At 67.8% G+C, this 22,322-nt stretch carries 20 protein-coding genes; 10 read left to right on the top strand and 10 right to left on the bottom strand.

Going from position 1 to position 22,322, the window contains the following annotated elements:
• Window positions 1–8: 8 nt before the first annotated feature.
• From lspA to murJ, 4 genes are all read right to left on the bottom strand, one after another.
• Entirely contained in the window at window positions 9–515 is a 507-nt protein-coding gene (gene lspA, locus AC3ITM_RS05830; protein ID WP_489269061.1) for a signal peptidase II, read from the bottom strand.
• Window positions 515–3,346, bottom strand: coding sequence for an isoleucine--tRNA ligase (gene ileS / locus AC3ITM_RS05825; RefSeq protein WP_489269060.1), 2,832 nt, complete (start codon window positions 3,344–3,346; stop codon window positions 515–517). Before ileS ends, lspA begins: the two co-directional genes overlap by 1 nt.
• A complete protein-coding gene (locus AC3ITM_RS05820; protein WP_489269059.1) occupies window positions 3,343–4,290 on the bottom strand; it encodes a bifunctional riboflavin kinase/FAD synthetase in 948 nt (315 codons plus the stop codon). The genes ileS and AC3ITM_RS05820 overlap by 4 nt, the downstream gene beginning before the upstream one ends.
• A gap of 74 nt (window positions 4,291–4,364) precedes the next feature.
• Window positions 4,365–5,969 carry a murein biosynthesis integral membrane protein MurJ gene (gene murJ, locus AC3ITM_RS05815; RefSeq protein ID WP_489270034.1) on the bottom strand — a complete coding sequence of 535 codons (1,605 nt, stop codon included), beginning with the start codon at window positions 5,967–5,969 and terminating at the stop codon, window positions 4,365–4,367.
• A 116-nt stretch (window positions 5,970–6,085) separates the two neighbouring features.
• Here murJ and rpsT point away from each other — a divergent pair, with 116 nt between their 5' ends.
• Window positions 6,086–6,355 (top strand): 30S ribosomal protein S20, encoded by a 270-nt coding sequence (gene rpsT / locus AC3ITM_RS05810; RefSeq protein ID WP_019184515.1) that lies wholly within the window; start codon window positions 6,086–6,088, stop codon window positions 6,353–6,355.
• Window positions 6,356–6,866: 511 nt separating this feature from the next.
• Here rpsT and obgE read toward each other — a convergent pair.
• The 3 genes from obgE to rplU all read right to left on the bottom strand — a co-directional run bounded on the left by obgE (window position 6,867) and on the right by rplU (window position 8,708).
• Window positions 6,867–7,919 carry a GTPase ObgE gene (gene obgE / locus AC3ITM_RS05805; protein ID WP_489269058.1) on the bottom strand — a complete coding sequence of 351 codons (1,053 nt, stop codon included), beginning with the start codon at window positions 7,917–7,919 and terminating at the stop codon, window positions 6,867–6,869.
• Between the two features lie 195 nt (window positions 7,920–8,114).
• A complete protein-coding gene (rpmA, locus tag AC3ITM_RS05800; protein WP_038689688.1) occupies window positions 8,115–8,375 on the bottom strand; it encodes a 50S ribosomal protein L27 in 261 nt (86 codons plus the stop codon).
• 15 nt (window positions 8,376–8,390) lie between these two features.
• Complete coding sequence (gene rplU / locus AC3ITM_RS05795) at window positions 8,391–8,708, bottom strand: 50S ribosomal protein L21 (protein ID WP_228887592.1); 318 nt, start codon at window positions 8,706–8,708, stop codon at window positions 8,391–8,393.
• Window positions 8,709–9,002: 294 nt separating this feature from the next.
• Between rplU and uvrA the strand changes: the two genes are divergently transcribed.
• The 3 genes from uvrA to AC3ITM_RS05780 all read left to right on the top strand — a co-directional run bounded on the left by uvrA (window position 9,003) and on the right by AC3ITM_RS05780 (window position 13,207).
• Entirely contained in the window at window positions 9,003–11,978 is a 2,976-nt protein-coding gene (uvrA, locus tag AC3ITM_RS05790) for an excinuclease ABC subunit UvrA (protein WP_489269057.1), read from the top strand.
• On the top strand, window positions 11,975–12,382 hold the full coding sequence (locus tag AC3ITM_RS05785; RefSeq protein ID WP_228887590.1) for an acyl-CoA thioesterase: 408 nt from the start codon (window positions 11,975–11,977) through the stop codon (window positions 12,380–12,382). The genes uvrA and AC3ITM_RS05785 overlap by 4 nt, the downstream gene beginning before the upstream one ends.
• 99 nt (window positions 12,383–12,481) lie before the next feature.
• Window positions 12,482–13,207 (top strand): enolase, encoded by a 726-nt coding sequence (locus tag AC3ITM_RS05780; RefSeq protein WP_489269056.1) that lies wholly within the window; start codon window positions 12,482–12,484, stop codon window positions 13,205–13,207.
• Between the two features lie 270 nt (window positions 13,208–13,477).
• Here AC3ITM_RS05780 and AC3ITM_RS05775 read toward each other — a convergent pair whose 3' ends face one another.
• Entirely contained in the window at window positions 13,478–13,921 is a 444-nt protein-coding gene (locus AC3ITM_RS05775; protein WP_489269055.1) for a copper chaperone PCu(A)C, read from the bottom strand.
• A 34-nt stretch (window positions 13,922–13,955) separates the two neighbouring features.
• On the opposite strand from AC3ITM_RS05775, the gene AC3ITM_RS05770 reads away from it, so the two are divergent.
• From AC3ITM_RS05770 to AC3ITM_RS05755, 4 genes are all read left to right on the top strand, one after another.
• Window positions 13,956–14,735, top strand: a complete 780-nt coding sequence (locus AC3ITM_RS05770; protein WP_489269054.1) for an enoyl-CoA hydratase/isomerase family protein — start codon at window positions 13,956–13,958, stop codon at window positions 14,733–14,735.
• Window positions 14,736–14,931: 196 nt separating this feature from the next.
• Window positions 14,932–15,840 carry an acyl-CoA thioesterase II gene (gene tesB, locus AC3ITM_RS05765; RefSeq protein ID WP_489269053.1) on the top strand — a complete coding sequence of 303 codons (909 nt, stop codon included), beginning with the start codon at window positions 14,932–14,934 and terminating at the stop codon, window positions 15,838–15,840.
• Between the two features lies 1 nt (window position 15,841).
• Entirely contained in the window at window positions 15,842–16,345 is a 504-nt protein-coding gene (locus AC3ITM_RS05760; protein WP_489269052.1) for a putative signal transducing protein, read from the top strand.
• Between the two features lie 487 nt (window positions 16,346–16,832).
• Window positions 16,833–18,038 (top strand): RNA polymerase sigma factor, encoded by a 1,206-nt coding sequence (locus AC3ITM_RS05755; protein WP_489269051.1) that lies wholly within the window; start codon window positions 16,833–16,835, stop codon window positions 18,036–18,038.
• A gap of 53 nt (window positions 18,039–18,091) precedes the next feature.
• Here the strand turns inward: AC3ITM_RS05755 and AC3ITM_RS05750 are convergent, their stop codons facing one another.
• The gene (locus AC3ITM_RS05750) at window positions 18,092–18,682 is read right to left on the bottom strand and encodes an EF-hand domain-containing protein (protein ID WP_489269050.1); all 591 of its coding nucleotides are present in this window, start codon (window positions 18,680–18,682) and stop codon (window positions 18,092–18,094) included.
• 155 nt (window positions 18,683–18,837) lie between these two features.
• On the opposite strand from AC3ITM_RS05750, the gene AC3ITM_RS05745 reads away from it, so the two are divergent.
• Both AC3ITM_RS05745 and AC3ITM_RS05740 read left to right on the top strand, forming a co-directional pair.
• The gene (locus AC3ITM_RS05745) at window positions 18,838–19,593 is read left to right on the top strand and encodes an arginyltransferase (RefSeq protein WP_228886303.1); all 756 of its coding nucleotides are present in this window, start codon (window positions 18,838–18,840) and stop codon (window positions 19,591–19,593) included.
• Between the two features lie 37 nt (window positions 19,594–19,630).
• Window positions 19,631–20,836, top strand: a complete 1,206-nt coding sequence (locus tag AC3ITM_RS05740) for an endonuclease/exonuclease/phosphatase family protein (protein ID WP_489269049.1) — start codon at window positions 19,631–19,633, stop codon at window positions 20,834–20,836.
• Between the two features lie 69 nt (window positions 20,837–20,905).
• Here the strand turns inward: AC3ITM_RS05740 and purT are convergent, their stop codons facing one another.
• Window positions 20,906–22,090 (bottom strand): formate-dependent phosphoribosylglycinamide formyltransferase, encoded by a 1,185-nt coding sequence (purT, locus tag AC3ITM_RS05735; RefSeq protein ID WP_489269048.1) that lies wholly within the window; start codon window positions 22,088–22,090, stop codon window positions 20,906–20,908.
• Window positions 22,091–22,322: the final 232 nt, after the last annotated feature.

Below are 22,322 nucleotides of genomic sequence, written 5' to 3'. Positions count from 1 at the left end.
GGAGGGAATTATCCCGCTTTTTTCTCGGCCTTGCCGTCGAACAGCCCGAACAGCGCGATGCCCACCGCGCCGACCACGATCGCCGAATCGGCGATGTTGAACGACGGCCAGGCATGGTCCCCGATATACCACTGGATGAAGTCGACCACATGGCCGTGCATCAGCCGGTCGATCACGTTGCCGATCGCCCCGCCGATCACCAGCGCGTAGGGCACCGCGCTGCGCCAGTGGCCGCGCGCGGTGCGCGACAGCCAGAATGCCATCAGGCCGCTGATGCCCACCGCCAGCGCGGTGAAGAACCACAGCTGCCAGCCACCGGCATCGCTCAGGAAACTGAACGCGGCGCCGGTGTTGTAGGTGCGGTACCAGTTCCAGAAGCCGTCGATGACCACCACCGGCTCGTACTCGGGCAGGCTGGACAGCACCCAGGCCTTGCTCCACTGGTCGGCGATGAGGATGGCCGCCGACAGCAGCAGCCAGATCAGCGCATTGGGACGCGGACGGACGGCGTTCATCAGAACCACCGCCGGTCTTCGCCGGCACCGTCGAGGTTGCTCACGCAACGCCCGCACAGCTCCGGATGGGCCGCCACCGCGCCGATGTCGGCACGGTAGTGCCAGCAGCGCACGCACTTCTGCTTTTCGGTCGGCTGGGCGCTGACGAACACTTCATCGGTGGTGGCCGCGCGCACCTGCACATCGCCGCTGATCAGCAGGAAGCGCAGCTCCTCGGCCAGCGGCTGCCAGCGCGCGGCGGTAGCGGCGTCGGCGGCGATGGTGATCTCCGCTTCCAACGCGGCACCGATGGCGCCGTTGGCGCGCATCGGCTCGAGCACCTTGGACACCTGCTCGCGCAGGGCCAGCAGCTGGTCGAAGTCGGCCGCGTTCAAGCCGGCATCGGCCGGCAGCGGGACCAGCCCGTCGTACCAGGTGGCCATCAGCACGTTGTCCTTGCGCGCGCCCGGCAGATAACCCCACAGCTCGTCGGCGGTGAAGCTCAGGATCGGCGCGATCCAGCGGGTGAACGCTTCGGCGATGTGGTACATCGCGCTCTGCGCCGAACGGCGGCCGCGCGAATCGGTCGGCATGGTGTACAGCCGGTCCTTGGTCACATCCAGGTACAGCGAGCCCAGGTCGACGCTGCAGAAGTTCAGCAGCAGCTGCACGATCTCGGCCATGTTGTAGCCGGTGTAGGCCGCCTTGATCTTCTCCTGCACCTCGAAGGCGCGATGCACGGTCCAGCGGTCCAGCGCGACCATGTCGGCCGGGGCCACCAGGTGCACGGCCGGGTCGAAGCCGTCCAGGTTGCCGAGCAGGAAGCGCGCGGTGTTGCGCAGGCGCCGGTAGGCGTCGGCGTTGCGCTTGAGGATTTCCTGCGACAGCGACATCTCGTTGCTGTAGTCGGCCGAGGCGATCCACAGGCGCAGGATGTCCGCGCCCAGGGTCTTCATGATGTCCTGCGGCTCGATGCCGTTGCCCAGCGACTTGGACATCTTGCGGCCCGTCTCGTCCACGGTGAAACCGTGGGTGAGGCACTGCTTGTACGGCGCATGCTTGTCGATCGCCACGCCGGTCAGCAGCGAGGACTGGAACCAGCCGCGGTGCTGGTCCGAGCCTTCCAGGTACAGGTCGGCGGGCTTGCCGAAGCCACGCGCCAGCAGCACGCCTTCATGGGTGACGCCCGAGTCGAACCAGACATCCAGGATGTCGGTGACCTTCTCGTACTGCGGCGCTTCATCGCCGAGCAACTCGGCGCTGTCCAGCGAGTACCAGACGTCGATGCCGCCCTGCTCCACGCGGTCGGCGACCTGCTGCATCAGCTCCACGGTGCGCGGGTGCGGCTCACCGGTTTCGCGGTGGGTGAACAGCGCGATCGGCACGCCCCAGGTGCGCTGGCGGCTGATGCACCAGTCCGGGCGGCCATCGACCATCGAGCCGATGCGCGCCTTGCCCCAGCTCGGGAACCAGCCGACGTTGTCGATCGCGGCCATCGCATCGCTGCGCAGGTTGGCCTTGTCCATCGAGATGAACCACTGCGGGGTGGCGCGGAACACCACCGGGGTCTTGTGGCGCCAGCAGTGCGGGTAGCTGTGCACGATCTCGACGAAGGCCAGCAGCGCACCGGAGGCGCGCAGCGCCTCGATGATCAGCGGCTGCGCCTTCCACAGGTGCACGCCGGCCAGCTCGACATCGCCGGCCGGCGGGGTCGAGGACAGGTACACACCGCGGCCGTCGACCGGGTTGATCTGGCCGGCGTTGTACTTGTCCATCAGCCCGTACTGCTGGCTGACCACGAAATCTTCCTGGCCGTGGCCCGGGGCGGTATGCACCGCGCCGGTGCCGTCTTCATCGGAGACGTGCGCACCATTGAGCAGCGGGATGTCGCGGGTGGGATAGAACGGATGGGCCAACAGCAGGTTTTCCAGCGCCGCGCCCGGCGCACGGCCGTGCACCACCAGCCCATCGACGCCGTACCGCTGCAGCGAACGTTCGGCCAGCGCGGCGGCCAGCACCAGCCAGCGGCGCTTGCCGTGGTGGGCCGGGCCTTCGGCCAGCACGTACTCGATGTCCGCGCCCAGCGACACCGCCAGCGAGGCCGGCAGGGTCCACGGGGTGGTGGTCCAGATCGGCACGGCCACCTCGACGTCGGCCGGCAGCGCCGCGCCGAAGCGCGCGGCCAGCTGCTGCGCATCGCGCGCCGCGTAGGCCACGTCGATCGCCGGGGAGGTCTTGTCCTGGTACTCGATCTCGGCCTCGGCCAGCGCCGAACCGCAATCGAAGCACCAATGCACCGGCTTGGCGCCACGCACGACATGGCCGTTGGCGAACACCTTGGACAGCGCGCGGATTTCATTGGCCTCGAAATCGAAGCTCAGCGTCTTGTACGGGTTGTCCCAGTCGCCGATCACGCCCAGGCGCTTGAAGTCGCGGCGCTGCAGCTCGATCTGCTCTTCGGCGAACTCGCGGCACTTCTGCCGGAACTGCGCGGCGTCGAGCTTGACCCCGACCTTGCCCCACTTCTTTTCGACCGCGATCTCGATCGGCAGGCCGTGACAATCCCAGCCCGGCACGTAGGGCGCGTCGAAGCCGGCCAGGTAGCGCGACTTGACGATGATGTCCTTGAGGATCTTGTTGACCGCATGGCCCAGGTGGATCTGGCCGTTGGCATAGGGCGGGCCGTCGTGCAGCACGAACAGCGGGCGGCCTTGCGCGTTGTCGCGCAGGCGGGCGTACAGGCCCTCGTCCTCCCAGCGCGACAGAATGCCCGGCTCGCGCTTGGGCAGGTCGCCACGCATCGGGAATTCGGTGGCCGGCAGATGAAGGGTGGCTTTGTAGTCCTGGCTCACGCAGTGGCTCGCAATCTGTGTTCGGAAAGGATGTGACGCGCCTGTTCGGCATCACGGTGCATCTGGTCGGTCAACGCGGCCAGGTCTTGGAACTTTTCTTCATCGCGCAATTTGGCGACGAACTCCACTTCGATGTGGCGGCCGTACAAGTCGCCCTGGAAATCGAACAAATGCGCTTCCAGCAGGGGCTCCACGCCCTCCACCGTCGGGCGCGTGCCGAAACTGGACACCGACGGCCACGGCTGGTCGAACACGCCATGCACCCAGGTGGCATAGATGCCCGACAACGCCGGGGTCTTGGGGAAGCGCAGGTTGGCCGTGGGGAAGCCCAGGGTACGGCCGAGCTGGCGGCCGCGCACGACCCTGCCGCTGATCGCATACGGGCGGCCGAGCAGGTCCGCGGCGTGGGCGAAATCGCCCTGGCGCAGCAGCTGGCGGATGCGGGTGCTGGAAATGCGCTCGCCGTGCAGGTCCACCGGCTCGATCTCGCCGGCGGCAAAGCCCAGCTGCGCGCCCATGGACTGCAGCAGGGCCAGGTCGCCGCGGCGGCGGTTGCCGAAGCAGAACTCCGGCCCGATCCAGACCTCGCGCGCGCCCAGCCGCTGCACCAGCAACTGCCGGACGAAGTCCTCGGCCTGCAGCGCGGCCATGCGCGCATCGAAGCGCAGCAGGCCGATTGCATCCACGCCCAACTCGCGCAGCATCGCCACCTTGTTGCGCGCCAGGGTCAACCGCGGCGGCGGCTCGCCCTGGGCGAAGTACTCGCGCGGCAGCGGTTCGAACGCGACCGCCACGGCGGCCACGCCCAGCGCGCGCGCGCGCGCCACCGCATGGCGCACCAGCGCACGATGGCCAAGATGCAGGCCGTCGAATGCGCCGATGCAGACCACGCTTCCGTGCGGGAACAGTTGCCCGCCTTCGATGCTTCTGAACAACCTGCTCATCAACTGGAATCTGGCCCACCCGGACCGATGCGCTGCAAGGGATAGCCATGAAGTATAGCCGGGGTGCCCACGGATCAATGCTCGCGCAGGTGGCGCGGGCGGAAACCCATCGCGACCAGGGCGACCAGGTAGGTCAGGCCGCCGCCGCCGACCAGCAGCGCGAGGTTGCCGATCCGCTGCCATTTGTCCATCCCGGTGAAGCCCGCCATCCCGTACAGCAGGCCCAGCAGCACGGCCACCATCGCCGCGCAGGCCACGCCGAGGCGGGCCGCATAGCCGCCCCAGCCCGGCCTGGGCTGGTACACCCCGGTCTTGCCCAGCCAGTACCACAGCAACCCCAGGTTCAGGTAACTGGACAGCGCGCTGGCAATGCCCAGCGCCAGGTGCAGGCCGGGCTGCTTGCCCAGCGCGGTCCACACGCCCTGGGCCTTGAGCGCCTCGGGCACCATCAGGTGGTACAGCACCGCCAGCAGGATGAAGTTGAACGCCATGTTGGCCACCAGCGCGATCAGGCCGGCGCGGACCGGGGTGCGGGTGTCCTGGCGGGCGTAGAACGCCGGCAGCACCACCTTGAGCAGCGCGAACGCCGGCAGGGCGAAGCTCAGGCCGTACACCGACAAGGCGGTCATGCGGGTATCGAACGCGCTGAACTGGCCGTGCTGGAACACCGTGGCGATCAGCGGCTCGGCCAGCAGCATCAGGCCGAGCATGGCCGGCACGGCGATCAGCAGGGTCGTGCGCAGCCCCCAGTCCAGCGCGCTGGAGAAGCCGGCCTTGTCGGTGCTGACGTGGTGGCGGGCCAGCGCCGGCAGGATCACCGTGCCCAGCGCCACCCCGAACACGCCCAGCGGCAGCTCCAGGAAGCGGTCGGCCAGCGACAGCCAGGACTGCGAGCCGTCGGTCAGCTTGGCGGCGATCACCGTGTCCAGCAGCAGGTTGATCTGGGCCACCGACGAGCCGAACAGGGTCGGCACCATCAGGGTCAGCACCTTGCGCACGCCCGGGTGGCGCCAGCCCCAGCGCGGCAGGGTGAGCAGGTTGATGCCTTTCAGCGAGGGCAGCTGGAACAGCAGCTGCAGCAGGCCGGCGGCCAGCACTGCCCAGCCCAGGGCCAGGATCTGTTTCTCCGGGGTGCCGCCCAGCCGTGGCGCCAGCCACAGCGCGCCGGCGATCATGCACAGGTTGAGGATAACCGGGGTCAGCGCCGGCATGGCGAATTTCTGGAAGCTGTTGAGCGCCCCGCCGGCCAGCGCGGTCAGCGAGACGAACAGCAGGAATGGGAAGGTCAGCCGGAACAGGTCCACCAGCAGGCCATGCTTGGCCGGGTCGGTGTCCACCCCGCTGGCGAACAGCGTGGCCAGCTGCGGGGCGAAGATCAGCGCCAGCGCGGTGACCAGCAGCAGCACCCCGCCCAGGGTGCCGGCCACCCGCGACATCAGCTCGCGCAGCTCGGCATGCGAACGGGTTTCCTTCACTTCCGTGAACACCGGCACGAAGGCGGTGGCGAACGAGCCCTCGGCGAACAGCCGGCGCAGGAAGTTGGGCACCCGGAAGGCGACCCAGAAGGCGTCGGTCACCGCATTGGTGCCGAAGGTGGTGGTGATGACCAGGTCGCGGACCAGCCCCAGCACCCGCGATATCATGGTCATGCTGCTGAACGACAGCAGCCCGCGCAACATCCTGGGTGAACTCACCGGTGTTCCCTCTTGACAATTGACTTGACGTACATTTTTCAAGCGATCATACTTTCCAGCTTGCTGTTCCCATTACACCGATTTTTCAGGAAACCACCACTGTGGCCAATATCAAGTCCGCCAAGAAGCGCGCCAAGCAGACCGTCGTGCGCAACGCGCGCAATACGGCTCAGCGTTCGATGCTGCGCACCGCTGTCAAGAAGGTGATCAAGGCTCTGGATGCCAATGACGCCGCCGGCGCCGAGGCAGCCTTTGCCGTCGCCCAGCCGATCCTCGACCGTTTCAGCTCGCGTGGTCTGATCCACAAGAACAAGGCCGCTCGCCACAAGAGCCGCCTGACCGCGCGCATCAAGGCCATCAAGGCCGCCTGATACGGCGAAGGGGTTGCCGGAAGCCTGGCTTTCGGCAGCACAGAAGAACCCGGCCCCGGCCGGGTTTTTTGTTGCGTTACATCCCTGTACGCAACCCTTCGGGCCATCGGCAAGCGATGTCAAAAACGGCTCCTGGCCGTTTTTTGTTGCGTTACATCCCTGTACGCAACCCTTCGGGCCATCGGCAAGCGATGTCAAAAACGGCTCCTGGCCGTTTTTTGTTGCGTTACATCCCTGTACGCAACCCTTCGGGCCATCGGCAAGCGATGTCAAAAACGGCTCCTGGCCGTTTTTTGCGTCTGCCGTTCCAGCCGCGACAGGAGTAGAGCCACGCCATGCGTGGCTGCGGCCCATTCCGGCATCGCGTACGCCCGGCGCCAGCCACGCATGGCGTGGCCCTACCCGGTCGTGGCCGCGCGCGCGCCGACCGATATGCGCCGATACGCCTGCTGGCGATGCACCACAGAAAAACCCGGCCGCAGCCGGGTTTCTCAGGGGCGCGCGGACGCGCTCAGTACGCATCGCGCGCTTGCGCCTCGTCTTCCTTCTGGCGGTCGAAGAAGGCCATGATGTTGGTCATGATCGGCCAGGTGCCTTCACGGCCCAGCGCCGAGACCAGGTACCACGGCTGGGTCCAGCCCAGCTCGGCGACGATCTTCTCGGCGGCAGCCTTGGCCTCGTCCTCGAACATCAGGTCGGCCTTGTTCAGTACCAGCCAGCGCGGCTTGTCCAGCAGTTCCGGGTCGTGCTTTTCCAGCTCGCGCTCGATCGCGCGGACCTGCTCGATCGGCGACACGCCCTCCACGCCGCCTTCCATCGGCGAGATGTCCACCAGGTGCAGCAGCAGGCGGGTGCGCTGCAGGTGGCGCAGGAACTGCGCGCCCAGGCCGGCACCGTCGGCCGCGCCCTCGATCAGGCCGGGAATGTCGGCGATCACGAAGCTGCGGTAATTTTCGACCCGGACCACGCCCAGGTTCGGGTACAGGGTGGTGAACGGGTAGTCGGCCACCTTCGGGGTCGCCGCAGACACGGCGCGGATCAGGGTGCTCTTGCCGGCATTGGGGAAGCCGAGCAGGCCGACGTCGGCCAGCAGCTTCAGCTCCAGCTTGAGCAGGCGCTCTTCACCCTCTTCGCCCGGCAGCGCCTGGCGCGGCGAGCGGTTGGTGGAGCTCTTGAAATGCATGTTGCCCAGGCCGCCGCGGCCGCCCTTGGCCACCAGCAGGCGGTCATCGTGCTGGGTCAGGTCGCCGATCACCTCATCGGTGGCCACGTTCATGACCACGGTGCCGACCGGCACGGTGATGACCAGGTCTTCGCCGCCCTTGCCGTAGGCCTGGCGGCCCATGCCGTTCTCGCCGCGCTGCGCCTTGAAGATGCGCTCATGGCGGAAATCGACCAGGGTGTTCAGGTTCGCATCGGCGCGGATCCACACGCTGCCGCCATTGCCGCCATCGCCACCGTCCGGGCCGCCCAGCGGAATGAACTTCTCGCGACGGAAACCGACGCAGCCGTTGCCGCCATTGCCGGCGGTGACCTGGATTTCTGCTTCGTCTACAAGTTTCATGATTCTGGATGCCAACTGGAGGCGATGGGCCATCGATGCGCCCGACCGCAGAGTCTAACGTCACCGGTACGATCCGGCGACGGTGGCGGGAACGATCCCCGCCGTAGGTGCTTGGATAAAAACAAAAACCCCGCCGAAGCGGGGCTTTCGTCAGCGGCCCCACGCCGAGGCGTGGGCGCCCGCGTATCGCGAAGATCAGGCTTCGGCGACGACGCTGACGGTACGACGCTTCTTCGGGCCCTTCACCGAGAACTCCACCTTGCCGTCGACCAGCGCGAACAGGGTGTGGTCACGGCCGAGGCCAACGCCGCTGCCCGGATGGAACTGGGTGCCGCGCTGACGCACGATGATGTTGCCGGCATCGATGGCCTGGCCACCGAAGATCTTGACGCCGAGGTACTTCGGGTTGGAGTCGCGACCGTTGCGCGATGAGCCTACGCCCTTCTTATGTGCCATGACTGGTCTCCTTGATTACTTGCTGCCACCGGCAATGCCGGTGATCTCGATTTCGGTGTAGTACTGACGGTGACCCTGGCGCTTCATGTGGTGCTTACGGCGACGGAACTTGATGATCCGGACCTTGTCAGCACGACCCTGGGACACGACCGTGGCGGTGACCGAAGCGCCGCTGACTGCGTCGCCGATCTTGATGCCATCGCTGTCGCCCAACATCAGGACGGTGTCAAACTTGATCTCGCTGCCGACTTCGACTTCGAGCTTTTCAACGCGGAGCTTTTCGCCCTGCGCCACGCGGTATTGCTTACCGCCGGTTACCAGTACTGCGTACATGACCAGACTTCCTCTGTAGTTATTGTGGTCTATGGACTGCCGCCATCGAGGGCAGACAGAAGCGGGATTTTAATGACTGGGGGTGGTCCGGGTCAAGTCACCCCCCGCCTTGCCCGGCCTGGGCCTGAATCCCGTTCAGGCACGGCCCCGGCCGGTCTCAGGCATTGAGACCCGGGGCTGGCAATGTGCGCGATTGCCCCCAAATCCCAAGCTCGGTAGGCTGACCGATTGCCGTCTCCGCTTGCCCCACCCGCTTGCCGGCCCTCCGGGCCAAAGCCTTACAACGGATCCCCCATGGCGATGGATTTCATCCGCATCCGCGGCGCGCGGACGCACAACCTCAAGAACATCGATCTCGACCTGCCCCGCGACAAGCTGATCGTGATCACCGGCCTGTCCGGCTCGGGCAAGTCTTCGCTGGCGTTCGACACCATCTACGCCGAAGGCCAGCGCCGCTACGTGGAATCGCTGTCGGCCTACGCCCGGCAGTTCCTGAGCGTGATGGAAAAGCCGGACCTGGACCATATCGAGGGCCTGTCCCCGGCGATCTCGATCGAGCAGAAATCGACCTCGCACAACCCGCGCTCGACCGTGGGCACCATCACCGAGATCTACGACTACCTGCGCCTGCTGTATGCCCGCGTCGGCAGCCCGCGCTGCCCCGACCACGGCTATCCGCTGGAAGCGCAGACGGTCAGCCAGATGGTCGACCACGTGCTCACCCTGGACGCCGAGCAGCGCTACATGCTGCTGGCCCCGATGATCCGCGAGCGCAAGGGCGAGCACGCCCAGGTCTTCGACCAGCTGCGCGCACAGGGCTATGTGCGCGTGCGCGTGGACGGCCAGCTGCATGAAATCGACGCGGTGCCGCCGCTGGCGCTGCGCCAGAAGCACACCATCGAGGCGGTGATCGACCGCTTCCGTCCGCGCGAGGACATCAAGCAGCGCCTGGCCGAGAGCTTTGAAACCGCGCTGAAGCTGGGCGACGGCATGGTCTCGGTGCAGTCCCTCGATGTGGAGGACGCGCCAGCCCACCTGTTCTCCTCCAAGTACAGCTGCCCGGTCTGCGACTACTCGCTGCCCGAGCTGGAACCGCGCCTGTTCTCGTTCAACTCGCCGGTCGGCGCCTGCCCGGGCTGCGATGGCCTGGGCATGGCCGAGTTCTTCGACCCCTCGCGGGTGGTGGTGCACCCGGAGCTGTCGCTCTCGGCCGGCGCGGTGCGCGGCTGGGACCGGCGCAACGCCTATTACTTCCAGCTGATCGCCTCGCTGGCCAAGCACTACAAGTTCGACACCGACGCCCCGTGGCAGAGCCTGCCCGAGGACGTGCGTCAGGCCGTGCTGTACGGCAGCGGCGAAGAGACGATCACCTTCACCTACTTCACCGAGGCCGGTGGGCGCACCCAGCGCAAGCACCGCTTCGAGGGCATCATTCCCAACCTGGAGCGCCGCTACAAGGAAACCGAATCCTCGGCGGTGCGCGAGGAGCTGGCCAAGTACATCAGCGAACGCGACTGCCCGCAGTGCCACGGCCAGCGCCTGAACAAGGCCGCGCGCAACGTGTTCGTGGCCGACCGCGCCCTGCCTGAACTGGTGGTGCTGCCGATCGATGAAGCGCTGAAGTTCTTCAGCAGCATGAGCCTGCCCGGCTGGCGCGGCGAGATCGCCGGCAAGATCGTCAAGGAGATCGGCGAGCGGCTGGGATTCCTGGTCGATGTGGGCCTGGACTACCTCACCCTGGAGCGCAAGGCCGACACCCTGTCCGGTGGCGAGGCCCAGCGCATCCGCCTGGCCAGCCAGATCGGCGCCGGCCTGGTCGGGGTGATGTACGTGCTCGACGAACCCTCGATCGGCCTGCACCAGCGCGACAACGAGCGCCTGCTCGGCACCCTCACCCGCCTGCGCGACCTGGGCAATACGGTGATCGTGGTCGAGCACGACGAAGACGCCATCCGGCTGGCCGACTACGTGCTGGACATCGGCCCGGGCGCGGGCGTGCACGGTGGCGAAATCGTCGGCCAGGGCACCCTGCAGGACATCCTGGACGCGCCGCGTTCGCTGACCGGCCAGTACCTGTCGGGCAAGCGCGCGATCGAAATCCCGGCCCGCCGGCACAAGCCCAACCCGAAGATGACCCTGCACCTGCGCGGCGCCAGTGGCAACAACCTCAAGGGCGTGGACCTGGACATTCCCTCGGGCCTGCTGACCTGCATCACCGGCGTGTCCGGCTCGGGCAAGTCGACCCTGATCAACGACACCCTGTTCTCGCTGGCCGCCAACGAGATCAACGGCTCCTCGCACCCGATCGCACCGTACAAGGAAGTGCAGGGACTGGACCTGTTCGACAAGGTGGTGGACATCGACCAGTCGCCGATCGGCCGCACTCCGCGCTCCAACCCGGCCACCTACACCGGCCTGTTCACCCCCTTGCGCGAGCTGTACGCCCAGGTGCCCGAAGCGCGCGCGCGCGGCTATTCGCCGGGCCGCTTCAGCTTCAACGTGCGCGGCGGCCGCTGCGAAGCCTGCCAGGGCGATGGCCTGATCAAGGTGGAAATGCATTTCCTGCCGGATGTGTACGTGCCCTGCGATGTCTGCCACGGCAAGCGCTACAACCGCGAGACGCTGGAGATCCTGTACAAGGGCTACAACATCAACGACGTGCTGCAGATGACCGTCGAAGATGCGCTGAAGCTGTTCGAGCCGGTGCCCTCCATTGCGCGCAAGCTGGAAACGCTGGTCGACGTGGGCCTGAGCTACATCAAGCTGGGCCAGAGCGCGACCACGCTGTCCGGCGGCGAGGCGCAGCGGGTGAAGCTGTCCAAGGAACTGTCGCGGCGCGATACCGGGCGTACCCTGTACATCCTGGATGAGCCCACCACCGGCCTGCACTTCCACGATATCGAGGCGCTGCTCGGCGTGCTGCACAAGCTGCGCGACGAAGGCAACACGGTGGTGGTGATCGAGCACAACCTGGATGTGATCAAGACCGCCGACTGGATCGTCGACCTCGGTCCGGAAGGCGGCCACCGTGGCGGCACCATCCTGGTCACCGGTACGCCCGAAGACGTGGCGGCCTGCCCGACCTCGTACACCGGCCAGTTCCTGGCCAAGATGCTGCCGTCCACCAACGCGCGCCCGGAACAACCGGCGGCCGTGGCCAACAAGCCCGACGCCCGGCCGCCGCGCAAGGCCAAGCCGGAGCCGAAGAAGGCCGTGCGCAAGACCGCCGCGACCAAAGCCCCCGCCAAGAGCAAGAAGAAGACCGCATGAGCAACGAGCACAAGATCCTCGCCCGCGTGCCGATCAGCGTGCGCTGGCGCGACATGGACAGCATGGGCCACGTCAACAACGCCAAGTACATTTCCTACCTGGAAGAAGCGCGCGTGCGCTGGATGCTGGGGGTAGAGGGCGTGTCGATGACCGACCGCATCGCGCCGGTGGTGGCCGCCACCAACGTCAACTACCGCCTGCCGATCGTATGGCCCAACGACATCGTGGTGGAGCTGTTCGTCGAACGCCTGGGCAACAGCAGCGTGACCATCGGCCACCGCATCGTGGACGAGAAGAACGACAGCACGCTGTATTCGGATGGCAACGTGGTGGTGGTGTGGATGGACACCCAGACCGGCAAGAGCGCACCGCTGCCCGAGGCGATCCGCAGCGCGTCGAGCTGAGGGTGATGCCGGCAAACGGCCGGCCACCCTATTTGTAGTCGAGCGTCATGAGGTTGCCGGCCAGCGGCCGGCATTACCGTTTACGTGCAAAGGAATGACATGTTTCACCAGACCGATGTCCGCACCCTGCTGCCGGGCATGCTGCCCTTCCCCACCGACGTATTCGTCGATGACCAGCCTTGGCTGGCCGCGCACCTGCTGCCGCTGCTCAGTATCGACCTGGGTGTACTGCGCCCCGAACTGGCCGGTACCGTGGCCACGATGCTGTGCCCGATCGAGCCCTATGAGGGCTGCATCGGTGATGAAACCACCGAACACCACAACGCGTTCACCGGCAGCAACTGGATCGCGTTCGAGCTGACCGGCGACAATCGCATGCGCTTCCTCGGCAACGCCGGTTACTTCATCGGCGACCAGGTGGACGACACCGATGCGGTGGAGCACATCGCGGAAATGCGCGAAAGTTACGCCAAGGCACACGCCTACTTCCAGGCCCACGGCCGCCTGGCCAGCTACTCGCGTTATGGCGATGGCGAACCGGGCGAGCAGGCCTATCTGGATACCCTGGGCGGGCAGATTTCCGGTGGCAACTGGACCGAAACCGCAGAGATCCCATCGGCGTTCGACATCGCGCTGGATCCTTCGATGTACGACCGCGACCGGCCTGACGATGCCGAAAACGTGCGCATCACCCGCGACGGCAAGCCGTTCTTCGCGGTGGCCGAAGTGGCCGGTTACAACTGGTGCGCCGCCGGCGCCGATGCCATCGTGATGCTGTACGAGCCGGACAGCCGCACCGTGTTGTTCTCCTACGACTGGACCTGACCGCGCAGCATGGTCCCCCGGCAGGGTCGGTTCCCAAACGACTGCCGATACCGCCCATCGCCGCGACGAACGCATCCTCCTTACTACCGAAGCAGACGCACCTCTCCGGCCAGGGTCATGCCCAGCACCGGCCGGGAAGCACCACGTGCAGTCGTCCGGGGAGCGACCCTACCGTGCCGGGCCATGCCCGGCTGTGTTCGCAACGAGCAACGGTCGTTGCCTACCGGTAGGGAACCCCGGTAGGCAACGACCGTTGGTCGGTACGCGAATTCATGGCGCCACCTTCCGCACCTGTAATACCCCATCCACCTTGCGCCCGTCTTCCAGGCTGAGCCGCAGCGGCAGCGCGGCGCCTTCCTTCACGGCCACCTCCGGCTGCATCAGCATCAGGTGCAGGCCACCCGGTTTGAGCTCGACCGTGGCGCCCGCCGCGATCGGCAACCGCTCCACTGCGCGCATCCGGCTGACCCCGCCGACCAGCGTGGTTTCGTGCAGCGAGACATCGCCGAACGCCTTGCTGCCGGCACCGACCACCACCACCGCACTGCGGCAGTCATTGCGGATCTGCCCGTAACCGGCCGCCATCGGCATGGCCCCCGGTGGCAGCCGTATCCAGCCGGCACGCAGGGTCACACACGCCGGCTCGGCCGCAGCGGCCGATGCTGCGAATGCACACAGCCCCAACAATACGCACACGAATGGTTTGGTTATCATCGCCTCAGTTTCCCGTCCGCAACGAGATCGCAGCATGACGACGCTTATCGAGGTGATCAACCATGGCCCCATCCGCGAACTGCGGCTGGCGCGCCCGCCGGTCAATGCACTGGATACCGAGCTGTGCCGTCACCTGATCCACGCGGTCAACCAGGCCATGACCGATGACGCGCACGGCATTGTGCTGTCGGGCAGCGAGCGCATCTTCAGTGCCGGCATGGACGTGCCGCACCTGCTCGGCCATGGCGAGGACAAGCACAAGCTGCTGGACAGCTGGCAGGCCTTCTTCGGCGCGGTGCGCACCCTGGCCGAGTGCCGGGTGCCGGTGGTGGCTGCGCTGACCGGGCACGCCCCGGCCGGTGGCTGCGTGCTGGCCCTGTGCTGCGACTACCGGATCATCGCCCGCAGCCCCGATGACGCCCATCCCACGGTGATCGGCCTGAATGAAGTGCAGGTCGGGCTGGTCGCGCCGGAAGGCATCCAGCGCCTGATGCGTCGCGTTGTCGGTCACCATCGGGCCACCACCCTGCTGGTCGGCGGCGAAATGGTGCCGGCCGAGCGTGCGCTGCAGATCGGGCTGGTCGACGAAGTGGTCGACGCCGATCAGGTCGTCGCCCGCGCCGTGGCCTGGCTGCAGGGTCTGCTGAAGCTGCCGCGCCAACCGATGCTGCTGACCCGCACCATCGCCCGCGCGGATCTGCATGAAGCGCTGCACGCCGACCTGATCCAGCTGGACCGCTTCGTCGAGGCCTGGTACGCCCCGGATGCCCAGCAGGCGCTGCACGGGCTGGTCGCCAGGCTGGGCAAGGGGTAAACGTCCCCGCATGCGCGCTGCCGCCCCACGGTTCGCTTCGCAAACCGCGGGCCCCTCTTACCACCACCCACACCCCCGCCGCTTCGCGGCAGCCCCCTGACTCAGGGGGCTTTCCCTTCCAACGCGCCCCGTATTCCCAGCCGTTGGCCGGCACTACCCTATAATTCGGGTCCATCCCCCCTGCCGGTTGCCTCCCTTGTCCGACACGCATGAACCCGTCGTCTCCGAGCTGATCGACCTGCTCACGCTCGAGCGCCTGGAAGACAACCTGTTCCGTGGCCAAAGCCGCGATATCGGCACCAAGTACGTGTTCGGTGGGCAAGTGTTGGGCCAGGCCCTGTCCGCCGCCCAGAAGACGGTCGAGAACGGTCGCCACGTGCACTCGCTGCATGCCTATTTCCTGCGCGCCGGCAATATCGACCACCCGATCGTCTACGACGTGGACCGCACCCGCGATGGCGGCAGCTTCTCGGTGCGCCGGGTCACCGCGATCCAGCACGGCAAGGTGATCTTCTTCTGCGCGGCCTCGTTCCAGCAGGCCGAAAGCGGGGCCGAGCACCAGCACAAGATGCCCGAGGTACCACAGCCGGAAGACATCGAGCCCAACCGCCCGGTACCGCCGGAAGTGCTGGAGCGGCTGCCGATCAAGGTGCAACGCTGGCTCTCGCGTGGCGGCCCGTTCGAGTTCCGCCATGTCTACCCGCGCGACGAACTCAACCCGCCCAAGCGCCCGCCCTACCACCAAGTCTGGCTGCGCCTGAACGAACGCGTCGGTGACGCGCCCGAGCTGCACCAGGCCTTGCTGGCCTATGCCTCGGACTTCCATCTGCTCGGCACCGCCACCTTCCCGCACGGCATCAGCTACTACCAGCCGCACGTGCAGATGGCCTCGCTCGACCACGCGATCTGGTTCCACCGCCCGTTCCGCGCCGACGACTGGCTGCTGTACTCGCTGGACAGCCCCAGCGCGCAGGACTCGCGTGGCCTGGCCCGCGGTCAGTTCTTCACCCGGCAGGGCGTGCTGGTGGCCAGCACCGCGCAGGAAGGCCTGATCCGCGTGGTTCCCGACAGTGCCGCAGCCGCCGCTGTGCCGGCCAAGGACTGACATGAGACAGATCTTCAACAGCCAGCGCGTGGAAACCGTGGAAGGCGTGGCCAAGCTGCTGCGCGATGCCGGCATCGAGGTGCGCATCACCAATGGCCGCTCGTACCACAGCAAGCGCGGCAGCCAGTTCAGCTATCTGGATACCAGCAAGGCCACTACCCACCCCACCCTGTGGGTGGTCCACGCCAATGACCAGCCACGCGCACGCGAAATCCTGCGCGAGGCGCGCCTGCTGGAAACCACCCGGCGCGACCACCCCACCGCCGAATTCGCCTTCCGCGAGCAGGCCGGCGAGATCGCCCCGCGCCGCAACTGGGCCTGGCGGATCCGCATCGGCCTGCTGCTGGTGATCGCCGCGGTGGCGATGGTGGTGGTGCTGCGCCACCGCAGTGCCCCGACCATGGCCCCGGCAGTGCAACCGGCCACCACCCCCGCCCCGGCGCAGGCAACGCCGCCGGAACAGGAAGAAGTCCGGGTACGCATCCAGCCGGCACAGAAGCCGTAACGTCGCGCAGCGAACGGCATGCCACAGGGGCCGGGCGCATGGGCATGGACCGCCCTGGTAGGGTCGGTTCCCAAACGACTGCCGATACCGCCCATCGGTGCAGCGAACGCATGACCTGCACCGAAGCAGACGCCCCTCTCCGGCCAGGGTCATGCCCGCCACCGGCCGGGAAGCACCACGTGCAGTCGTCCGGGGAGCGATCCTACCGAGCGTTGCCCGGTGGCCGTCGGTAGGGTCGGTTCCCAAACGACTGCCGATACCGCCCATCGGTGCAGCGAACGCATGATCTGCACCGAAGCAGACGCCCCTCTCCAGCCAAGGCCATGCCCGCCACCGGCCGGGAAGCACCACGTGCAGTCATCCGGGGAGCGCCCCTGCCAGTAGCCGCCAATCGGCATGGCGAATGCATGGCCTGCCGATCCACCCCGGCCCGGTCACATTCCGGCGCGGCCGCCGTCATACTCGGATCACCCCCGGGACGGACACCATGACGCTGCTGCTGAGCACCACCCTGGAACGCGAACTGCCGGCCGCCGCCAGCGGCTGCCAGCAGTCCTATGGCCGGATCGTACTGGCCTGCCAGAACACCGTGACCGCGATCGCGCTGGCGATCACCCGCGACGTGCAGGCCAGCGAGGACATCGCCCAGGAAGCCTTCATCAAGGCCTGGCAGCAGCTCAACCAGCTGCACAGCCCGTCCAGTTTCCTGCCCTGGCTGCGCCAGATCACCCGCAACCTGGCCCGCGACTGGCTGCGCGCCAACCACGGCCGGCCGCTGTCCGGCGAAGCGGCCGAGATCGCCATCAGCATGGCCGCCGACCCCGGCCCGAGCGCACCGGAGCATTGGCAGCGGGTGGAGGAAGAACTGGCCGCCGAAGAGATCATTTCCGCCTTGCCCGAAGACAGCCGCGAAACCCTTCTGCTGTACTACCGCGAAGGCCAGAGCTCGCAGCAGGTGGCCGACCTGCTGGGGCTGAGCGATGCGGCGGTGCGCAAGCGGCTGTCGCGTGCCCGGGCCAGCGTGCGCGAGGAGATGCTGCGCCGTTTCGGCGAATTAGCGCGCAGCAGTGCGCCCAGCGCCGCCTTCGCCACCACCGTGGCCTCCGTGCTGATGATCGCCGCACCGGGCACCGCCAGTGCCGCGATCCTGCTGGGCACCGGGCTGGGCACCGGCAAGCTCGGCCTGGGCGGCGCCACCCTGTCCGGCGGCACCGCCCTGGGTTCGCTTAGCGCCGCGCTCAGCCAGAATGCCGTGCCGGGGCAGTTGATGAGCCTGGGCGCGGTCATCGGTGGCCTGGCCGGCGGCATGCTCGGCAGTTACCTGGGCGGGCGCTACCTGTTGTCGTACGCCGAAAGCCCGGGCGAGCGTGAGCAGATCCGCCAGTTCGTGGTGCTCAGCAGCGTCACCGCGATGGCGATGTGCGTGTCGGTGCTGATGCTGAGCATGCTGCAGGCACCGGTGTGGATGCTGTTGGCCGCGATGGCGCTGGGCATGGGCGCGGTCAACTACCAGTGCCTGTTCCCGCTGCAGAAGGTGATGGCGCCGATGCTGGCGCGCGATGCGGCGCGGCATGGCCGGCGCGGGCCGAACTGGAAATACCAGCTGATGTATGGCCGCGCGGCGATCGTGCTGGTCACCCTGGGCGTGGCCGGCATGGTGCTGTACAGCCTGGTGCACAGCGGCCGGCTGTAAACCAGGCGGGCGCCGGTCGATGACCGGCGCCCGTGGCGTACTGCAATGAAGGCTTACTTTGCGGCCGGCGCCTTCGGCGGCATCGGCGGCCTGCCACCGTGGCGCTCGCCGCGCGCGCCGGCGAACGGGCCCTTGGCCGCATCGAACTCGGCCTTGCTGAGCTGGCCGTCCTTGTTGGTATCGGCAGCGGTGAACCAGGCATCACGGTGCTGCTGCGAACGCAGCTGGCGGTCGGCCTTGTCCAGGTAGCCGTCCTTGTTGACGTCCATCGCATCGAAACGCGCGGCCAGGCGCGGCTCGGCCTGGGCCTCTTCGCGGCTGATGCGGCCGTCCTTGTCGGTGTCCAGCCTGGCCATCCAATCGCCATGGCCGCCCGGGCCGCGGCCGTGGCGCTGGCCGTGCCAGCGCGGCAGTTCGTCGCGCGAGAGCTTGCCGTCCTTGTTGGTGTCCAGCGCATCGAACTGCGCGGCCAGGCGCGGCGCCTTGGCCACCTCGGAACGGTCGATGAAGCCATCGCCGTTGCTGTCGAGCTTGGCGCGGGCCGGCTTGTCGGCGGCGGCGGGGGTGTCGGCGGCCACCGCCAGGCCGGCGGCGCCGGTGGACAGCAGCAGGGCCAGCAGCAGAAGGGATTTGCGGTTGCGCATGGGTCGCTCCGGTAAAGGGGGAAATCGGCGTGCGGTGCATCGGCACCCACAGCGGTAACAACGCCCGGGTGCCGTCCGGGTTGACACCGGCCCCGGCCATGTTCATGTGGCAGACAGTCGCGCCGCCTGCGACACCCCGGCGCTATGCTGTGGGCATGGCGATACACGGCGACCGCGACGACGAGCTGCGACTGTTCCAGACCGGCGACCACCCCTGTGGCTACTGGCCGGACCGGGCCGCGCGCGACCTGGTGCTCGACCCCAGCGATACCCGCCTGGGCACGCTCTACCCGATGGCACTGAGCTGGGGCTTCCGCCGCTCCGGCGACCTGGTCTACCGCCCCCATTGCGCCAACTGCCACGCCTGCGTGTCGGTACGCGTCCCGGTGGCGCGCTTCGCCCCGGACCGCAGCCAGCGCCGCTGCCTGGCACGCAATGCCGACCTGGAAGTACGGATCGTGGCCGCCGAGCAGACCGAAGAACAGTTCGCGCTGTACCACCGCTACCTGACCCACCGCCACGCCCAGGGCGGCATGGACGAACATGGCCCGCACGAGTTCGACCAGTTCCTGATCGGGCAATGGTCGCAGGGCCGCTTCATGGAACTGCGCGCACCGGGCCGGGCCGGCCAGCGTGGCGAACTGCTGGGCGTGGCGGTGACCGACGTCACCGCGCAGGGCCTGTCGGCGGTGTACACCTTCTTCGACCCCGACCACGCGCCGCGCGGCCTGGGCACCTTCGCCATCCTGCAGCAGATCGCCTGGGCCCGGCGCGAGCAGCTGCCGCACCTGTACCTGGGGTACTGGATCCGCGACCATCGCAAGATGGACTACAAGCGCCGCTTCCGCCCGCTGGAGGCCTACGACGGCCGCCGCTGGCACGAATTCGACGACGACCTGGACGGCCGCTGACGCATCCCTGACACCGGCTTGGGTGCAGAATAGGCGCATGAAAGCCCATTCCCTGCTCCTCGCCCTGGCCCCGCTGTGCAGCGCCTGCGCCCAGACCCCCGCCAAGACCGCTGCCATGCCGGAAGCCCCTGCCGCGCCGCTGCGGATCGCCACCTACAACACCTCGCTGTACAGCGACGAGACCGGCGGCCTGATCGCCGAGCTGGAGGGCGACAGCGCGCACGCGCGCAAGATCGCCGCGGTGCTGCAGCAGGTCCGCCCGGACCTGGTGCTGCTCAACGAGTTCGACTACGACGATGCGCATCGCGCCGCCGACCTGTTCCAGCAGCGGTACCTGGAAACCGCCCAGCCCGGCGGTGGCGAACCGCTGCACTACGCCTACCGCTACCTGGCCCCGGTCAACACCGGCGTGCCGAGCGGGCTGGACCTGGACAACAACGGTGAAATCGGCGGCGACGGCCGCGCGCGCGGCAACGACGCCTGGGGCTACGGCCTGCACCCGGGCCAGTACGGCATGCTGGTCCTGTCGCGCTACCCGATCGATGCAGCGAAGGTGCGCAGCTTCCAGCTGCTGAAGTGGAGCGCGATGCCCGGCGCGTTGCGCCCGATCGACCCGCGCACCGGCAACCCGTTCCACACCGACCAGGTGTGGTCGCAGCTGCGGTTGTCGTCCAAGTCGCATTGGGACGTGCCGGTGGCCATGCCCGGCGGCGTGGTGCATGCGCTGGTTTCGCACCCGACCCCGCCGGTGTTCGACGGCCCGGAAAAGCGCAACGCGGCGCGCAACCACGACGAACTGCGGCTGTGGCGGGAATACCTGTCGGCCGGCGACAAGCCGTGGCTGTGCGATGACCGCGGCCACTGCGGCGGGCTGGCACAGGAGGCACGCTTCGTGATCCTGGGCGACCTCAACAACGATCCGGTCGACGGCGATGGCCGCCACGACGCCATCGTGGAGCTGATCGAGCACCCGCGCGTGCTGCGCTACCCCACTCCGCGCAGCGTGGGTGCCGAACAGACCAGCCTGGCCTACGCCGAAAAGGGCATCGTGCGACGCGGCGCGCCGTTCCATGCCACCGGCGATTTCGGCCCCAAGTCCGGCACCATGCGCCTGGATTACGTGCTGCCGTCAGTGGGTTTTGAATTCATCGGCAGCGGCGTGTTCTGGCCGGCCAACGAAAGCCCACAGGCGAAGATCGCCGATGGCAGCGACCATCACCTGGTGTGGGTGGACGTGCGTTGACAGCAGCGTACCGACCCACGGTCGGTACCTACCGCGGTAGGCGACGACCGTTGGTCGTCGCATGCTCGATCAGCGCAGCTCGATCCCGATCGCCTCGGCCGCTTCACGCGCGATCTTGCGCGCGGTGTCGATGTCCTCGCCACGCGCCAGGGTCACGCCCACCCGCCGATGGCCATGCACGCTGGGTTTGCCGAACAGGCGCAACGCCGAATCGGGGTGCACCAGCGCCCCGGCCACGTTGCTGAACAACGGCACGCCTTCGCCGTGGGCCAGCATCGCGCATGAGGCCGACGGGCCGTTCTGGCGGATCAACGGAATCGGCAGGCCGAGGATGGCGCGCGCGTGCAGGGCGAACTCGCTCAGTTCCTGCGAGGCCAGGGTAACCAGGCCGGTATCGTGCGGGCGCGGCGAGACTTCGCTGAACCACACCTGGTCGCCCTTCACGAACAGCTCCACGCCGAACAGCCCCCAGCCACCGAGGTCGTCGGTGATCGCCTGCGAGATTTCTTCGGCGCGGGCCAGCGCGCGCGGCGACATCGGTTGCGGCTGCCAGCTCTCGCGGTAGTCGCCGTCCTTCTGCCAATGCCCGATCGGCGCGCAGAACGAGGTGCCGGCGGCATGCCGCACGGTCAGCAGGGTGATCTCGTAGTCGAAGTCGATGAAGCCCTCGACGATGCAGCGGCCGGCGCCGGCACGGCCACCGGTCTGCGCATACTCCCAGGCCGGGCCGATCTCCGCTTCGCTGCGCAGGGTGCTCTGGCCCTTGCCCGAGGACGACATCACCGGCTTGACCACGCACGGCAGGCCGATCGCGGCCACCGCAGCGCGGTACTCCGCTTCGGTATCGACGAAACGGTACGGCGAGGTCGGCAGGCCCAGGGTCTCGGCAGCCAGCCGGCGGATGCCTTCACGGTCCATGGTCAGCCGCGCCGCGCGTGCGGTGGGCACCACGCGCAGGCCGGTTTCCTGTTCCAGCTGGACCAGGGTTTCGGTGTGGATCGCCTCGATCTCCGGCACCACCAGGTGCGGCCGCTCCTGCGCGATCAGCGCGCGCAGGGCCATCGCATCGAGCATGTCGATCACATGCGCGCGGTGCGCGACCTGCATCGCCGGGGCATCGGCGTAGCGGTCGGCGGCAATCACCTCCACGCCCAGCCGCTGCAGCTCGATGGCGACCTCTTTGCCCAGTTCGCCCGAGCCCAGCAGCAGGACGCGGGTGGCGGAGGGAGACAGCGGCGTGCCGAGCGTGGTCATGGCGGATCCGGGCAACAGGGGTGGGTGGGCATTTTAGGGCTTTGGGCGGGCTTTGGGCGGGGGCGGTACGGCCGCCGCTTCGGTAGGGGTGAACGTTGGCCGGGGCGGCGGGTGCGGGCGGGATGCGGGCTTCGGGGGCCGGCGCCGCGCTGGCGCGCGGTTTCCACGCATGGCGTGGATCTACCCTCATTGGTGCGTGCTTCGGCGCTGTTGCGGCCAGCCGGGTTCGGGG

It is taken from the genome of Stenotrophomonas sp. KH_029, from assembly GCF_057839765.1.
This window is presented reverse-complemented; position numbering and strand designations above follow the sequence as displayed.

What these genes read in the sequence shown, in the direction of transcription:
- lspA (WP_489269061.1), bottom strand. Translation starts at nt 515, where the DNA reads ATGAACGCCGTCCGTCCGCGTCCCAATGCGCTGATCTGGCTGCTGCTG.
- AC3ITM_RS05820 (WP_489269059.1), bottom strand. Translation starts at nt 4,290, where the DNA reads ATGAGCAGGTTGTTCAGAAGCATCGAAGGCGGGCAACTGTTCCCGCAC.
- murJ (WP_489270034.1), bottom strand. Translation starts at nt 5,969, where the DNA reads ATGTTGCGCGGGCTGCTGTCGTTCAGCAGCATGACCATGATATCGCGG.
- obgE (WP_489269058.1), bottom strand. Translation starts at nt 7,919, where the DNA reads ATGAAACTTGTAGACGAAGCAGAAATCCAGGTCACCGCCGGCAATGGC.
- rpmA (WP_038689688.1), bottom strand. Translation starts at nt 8,375, where the DNA reads ATGGCACATAAGAAGGGCGTAGGCTCATCGCGCAACGGTCGCGACTCC.
- rplU (WP_228887592.1), bottom strand. Translation starts at nt 8,708, where the DNA reads ATGTACGCAGTACTGGTAACCGGCGGTAAGCAATACCGCGTGGCGCAG.
- uvrA (WP_489269057.1), top strand. Translation starts at nt 9,003, where the DNA reads ATGGCGATGGATTTCATCCGCATCCGCGGCGCGCGGACGCACAACCTC.
- AC3ITM_RS05785 (WP_228887590.1), top strand. Translation starts at nt 11,975, where the DNA reads ATGAGCAACGAGCACAAGATCCTCGCCCGCGTGCCGATCAGCGTGCGC.
- AC3ITM_RS05780 (WP_489269056.1), top strand. Translation starts at nt 12,482, where the DNA reads ATGTTTCACCAGACCGATGTCCGCACCCTGCTGCCGGGCATGCTGCCC.
- AC3ITM_RS05775 (WP_489269055.1), bottom strand. Translation starts at nt 13,921, where the DNA reads ATGATAACCAAACCATTCGTGTGCGTATTGTTGGGGCTGTGTGCATTC.
- AC3ITM_RS05770 (WP_489269054.1), top strand. Translation starts at nt 13,956, where the DNA reads ATGACGACGCTTATCGAGGTGATCAACCATGGCCCCATCCGCGAACTG.
- AC3ITM_RS05760 (WP_489269052.1), top strand. Translation starts at nt 15,842, where the DNA reads ATGAGACAGATCTTCAACAGCCAGCGCGTGGAAACCGTGGAAGGCGTG.
- AC3ITM_RS05755 (WP_489269051.1), top strand. Translation starts at nt 16,833, where the DNA reads ATGACGCTGCTGCTGAGCACCACCCTGGAACGCGAACTGCCGGCCGCC.
- AC3ITM_RS05750 (WP_489269050.1), bottom strand. Translation starts at nt 18,682, where the DNA reads ATGCGCAACCGCAAATCCCTTCTGCTGCTGGCCCTGCTGCTGTCCACC.
- AC3ITM_RS05745 (WP_228886303.1), top strand. Translation starts at nt 18,838, where the DNA reads ATGGCGATACACGGCGACCGCGACGACGAGCTGCGACTGTTCCAGACC.
- AC3ITM_RS05740 (WP_489269049.1), top strand. Translation starts at nt 19,631, where the DNA reads ATGAAAGCCCATTCCCTGCTCCTCGCCCTGGCCCCGCTGTGCAGCGCC.
- purT (WP_489269048.1), bottom strand. Translation starts at nt 22,090, where the DNA reads ATGACCACGCTCGGCACGCCGCTGTCTCCCTCCGCCACCCGCGTCCTG.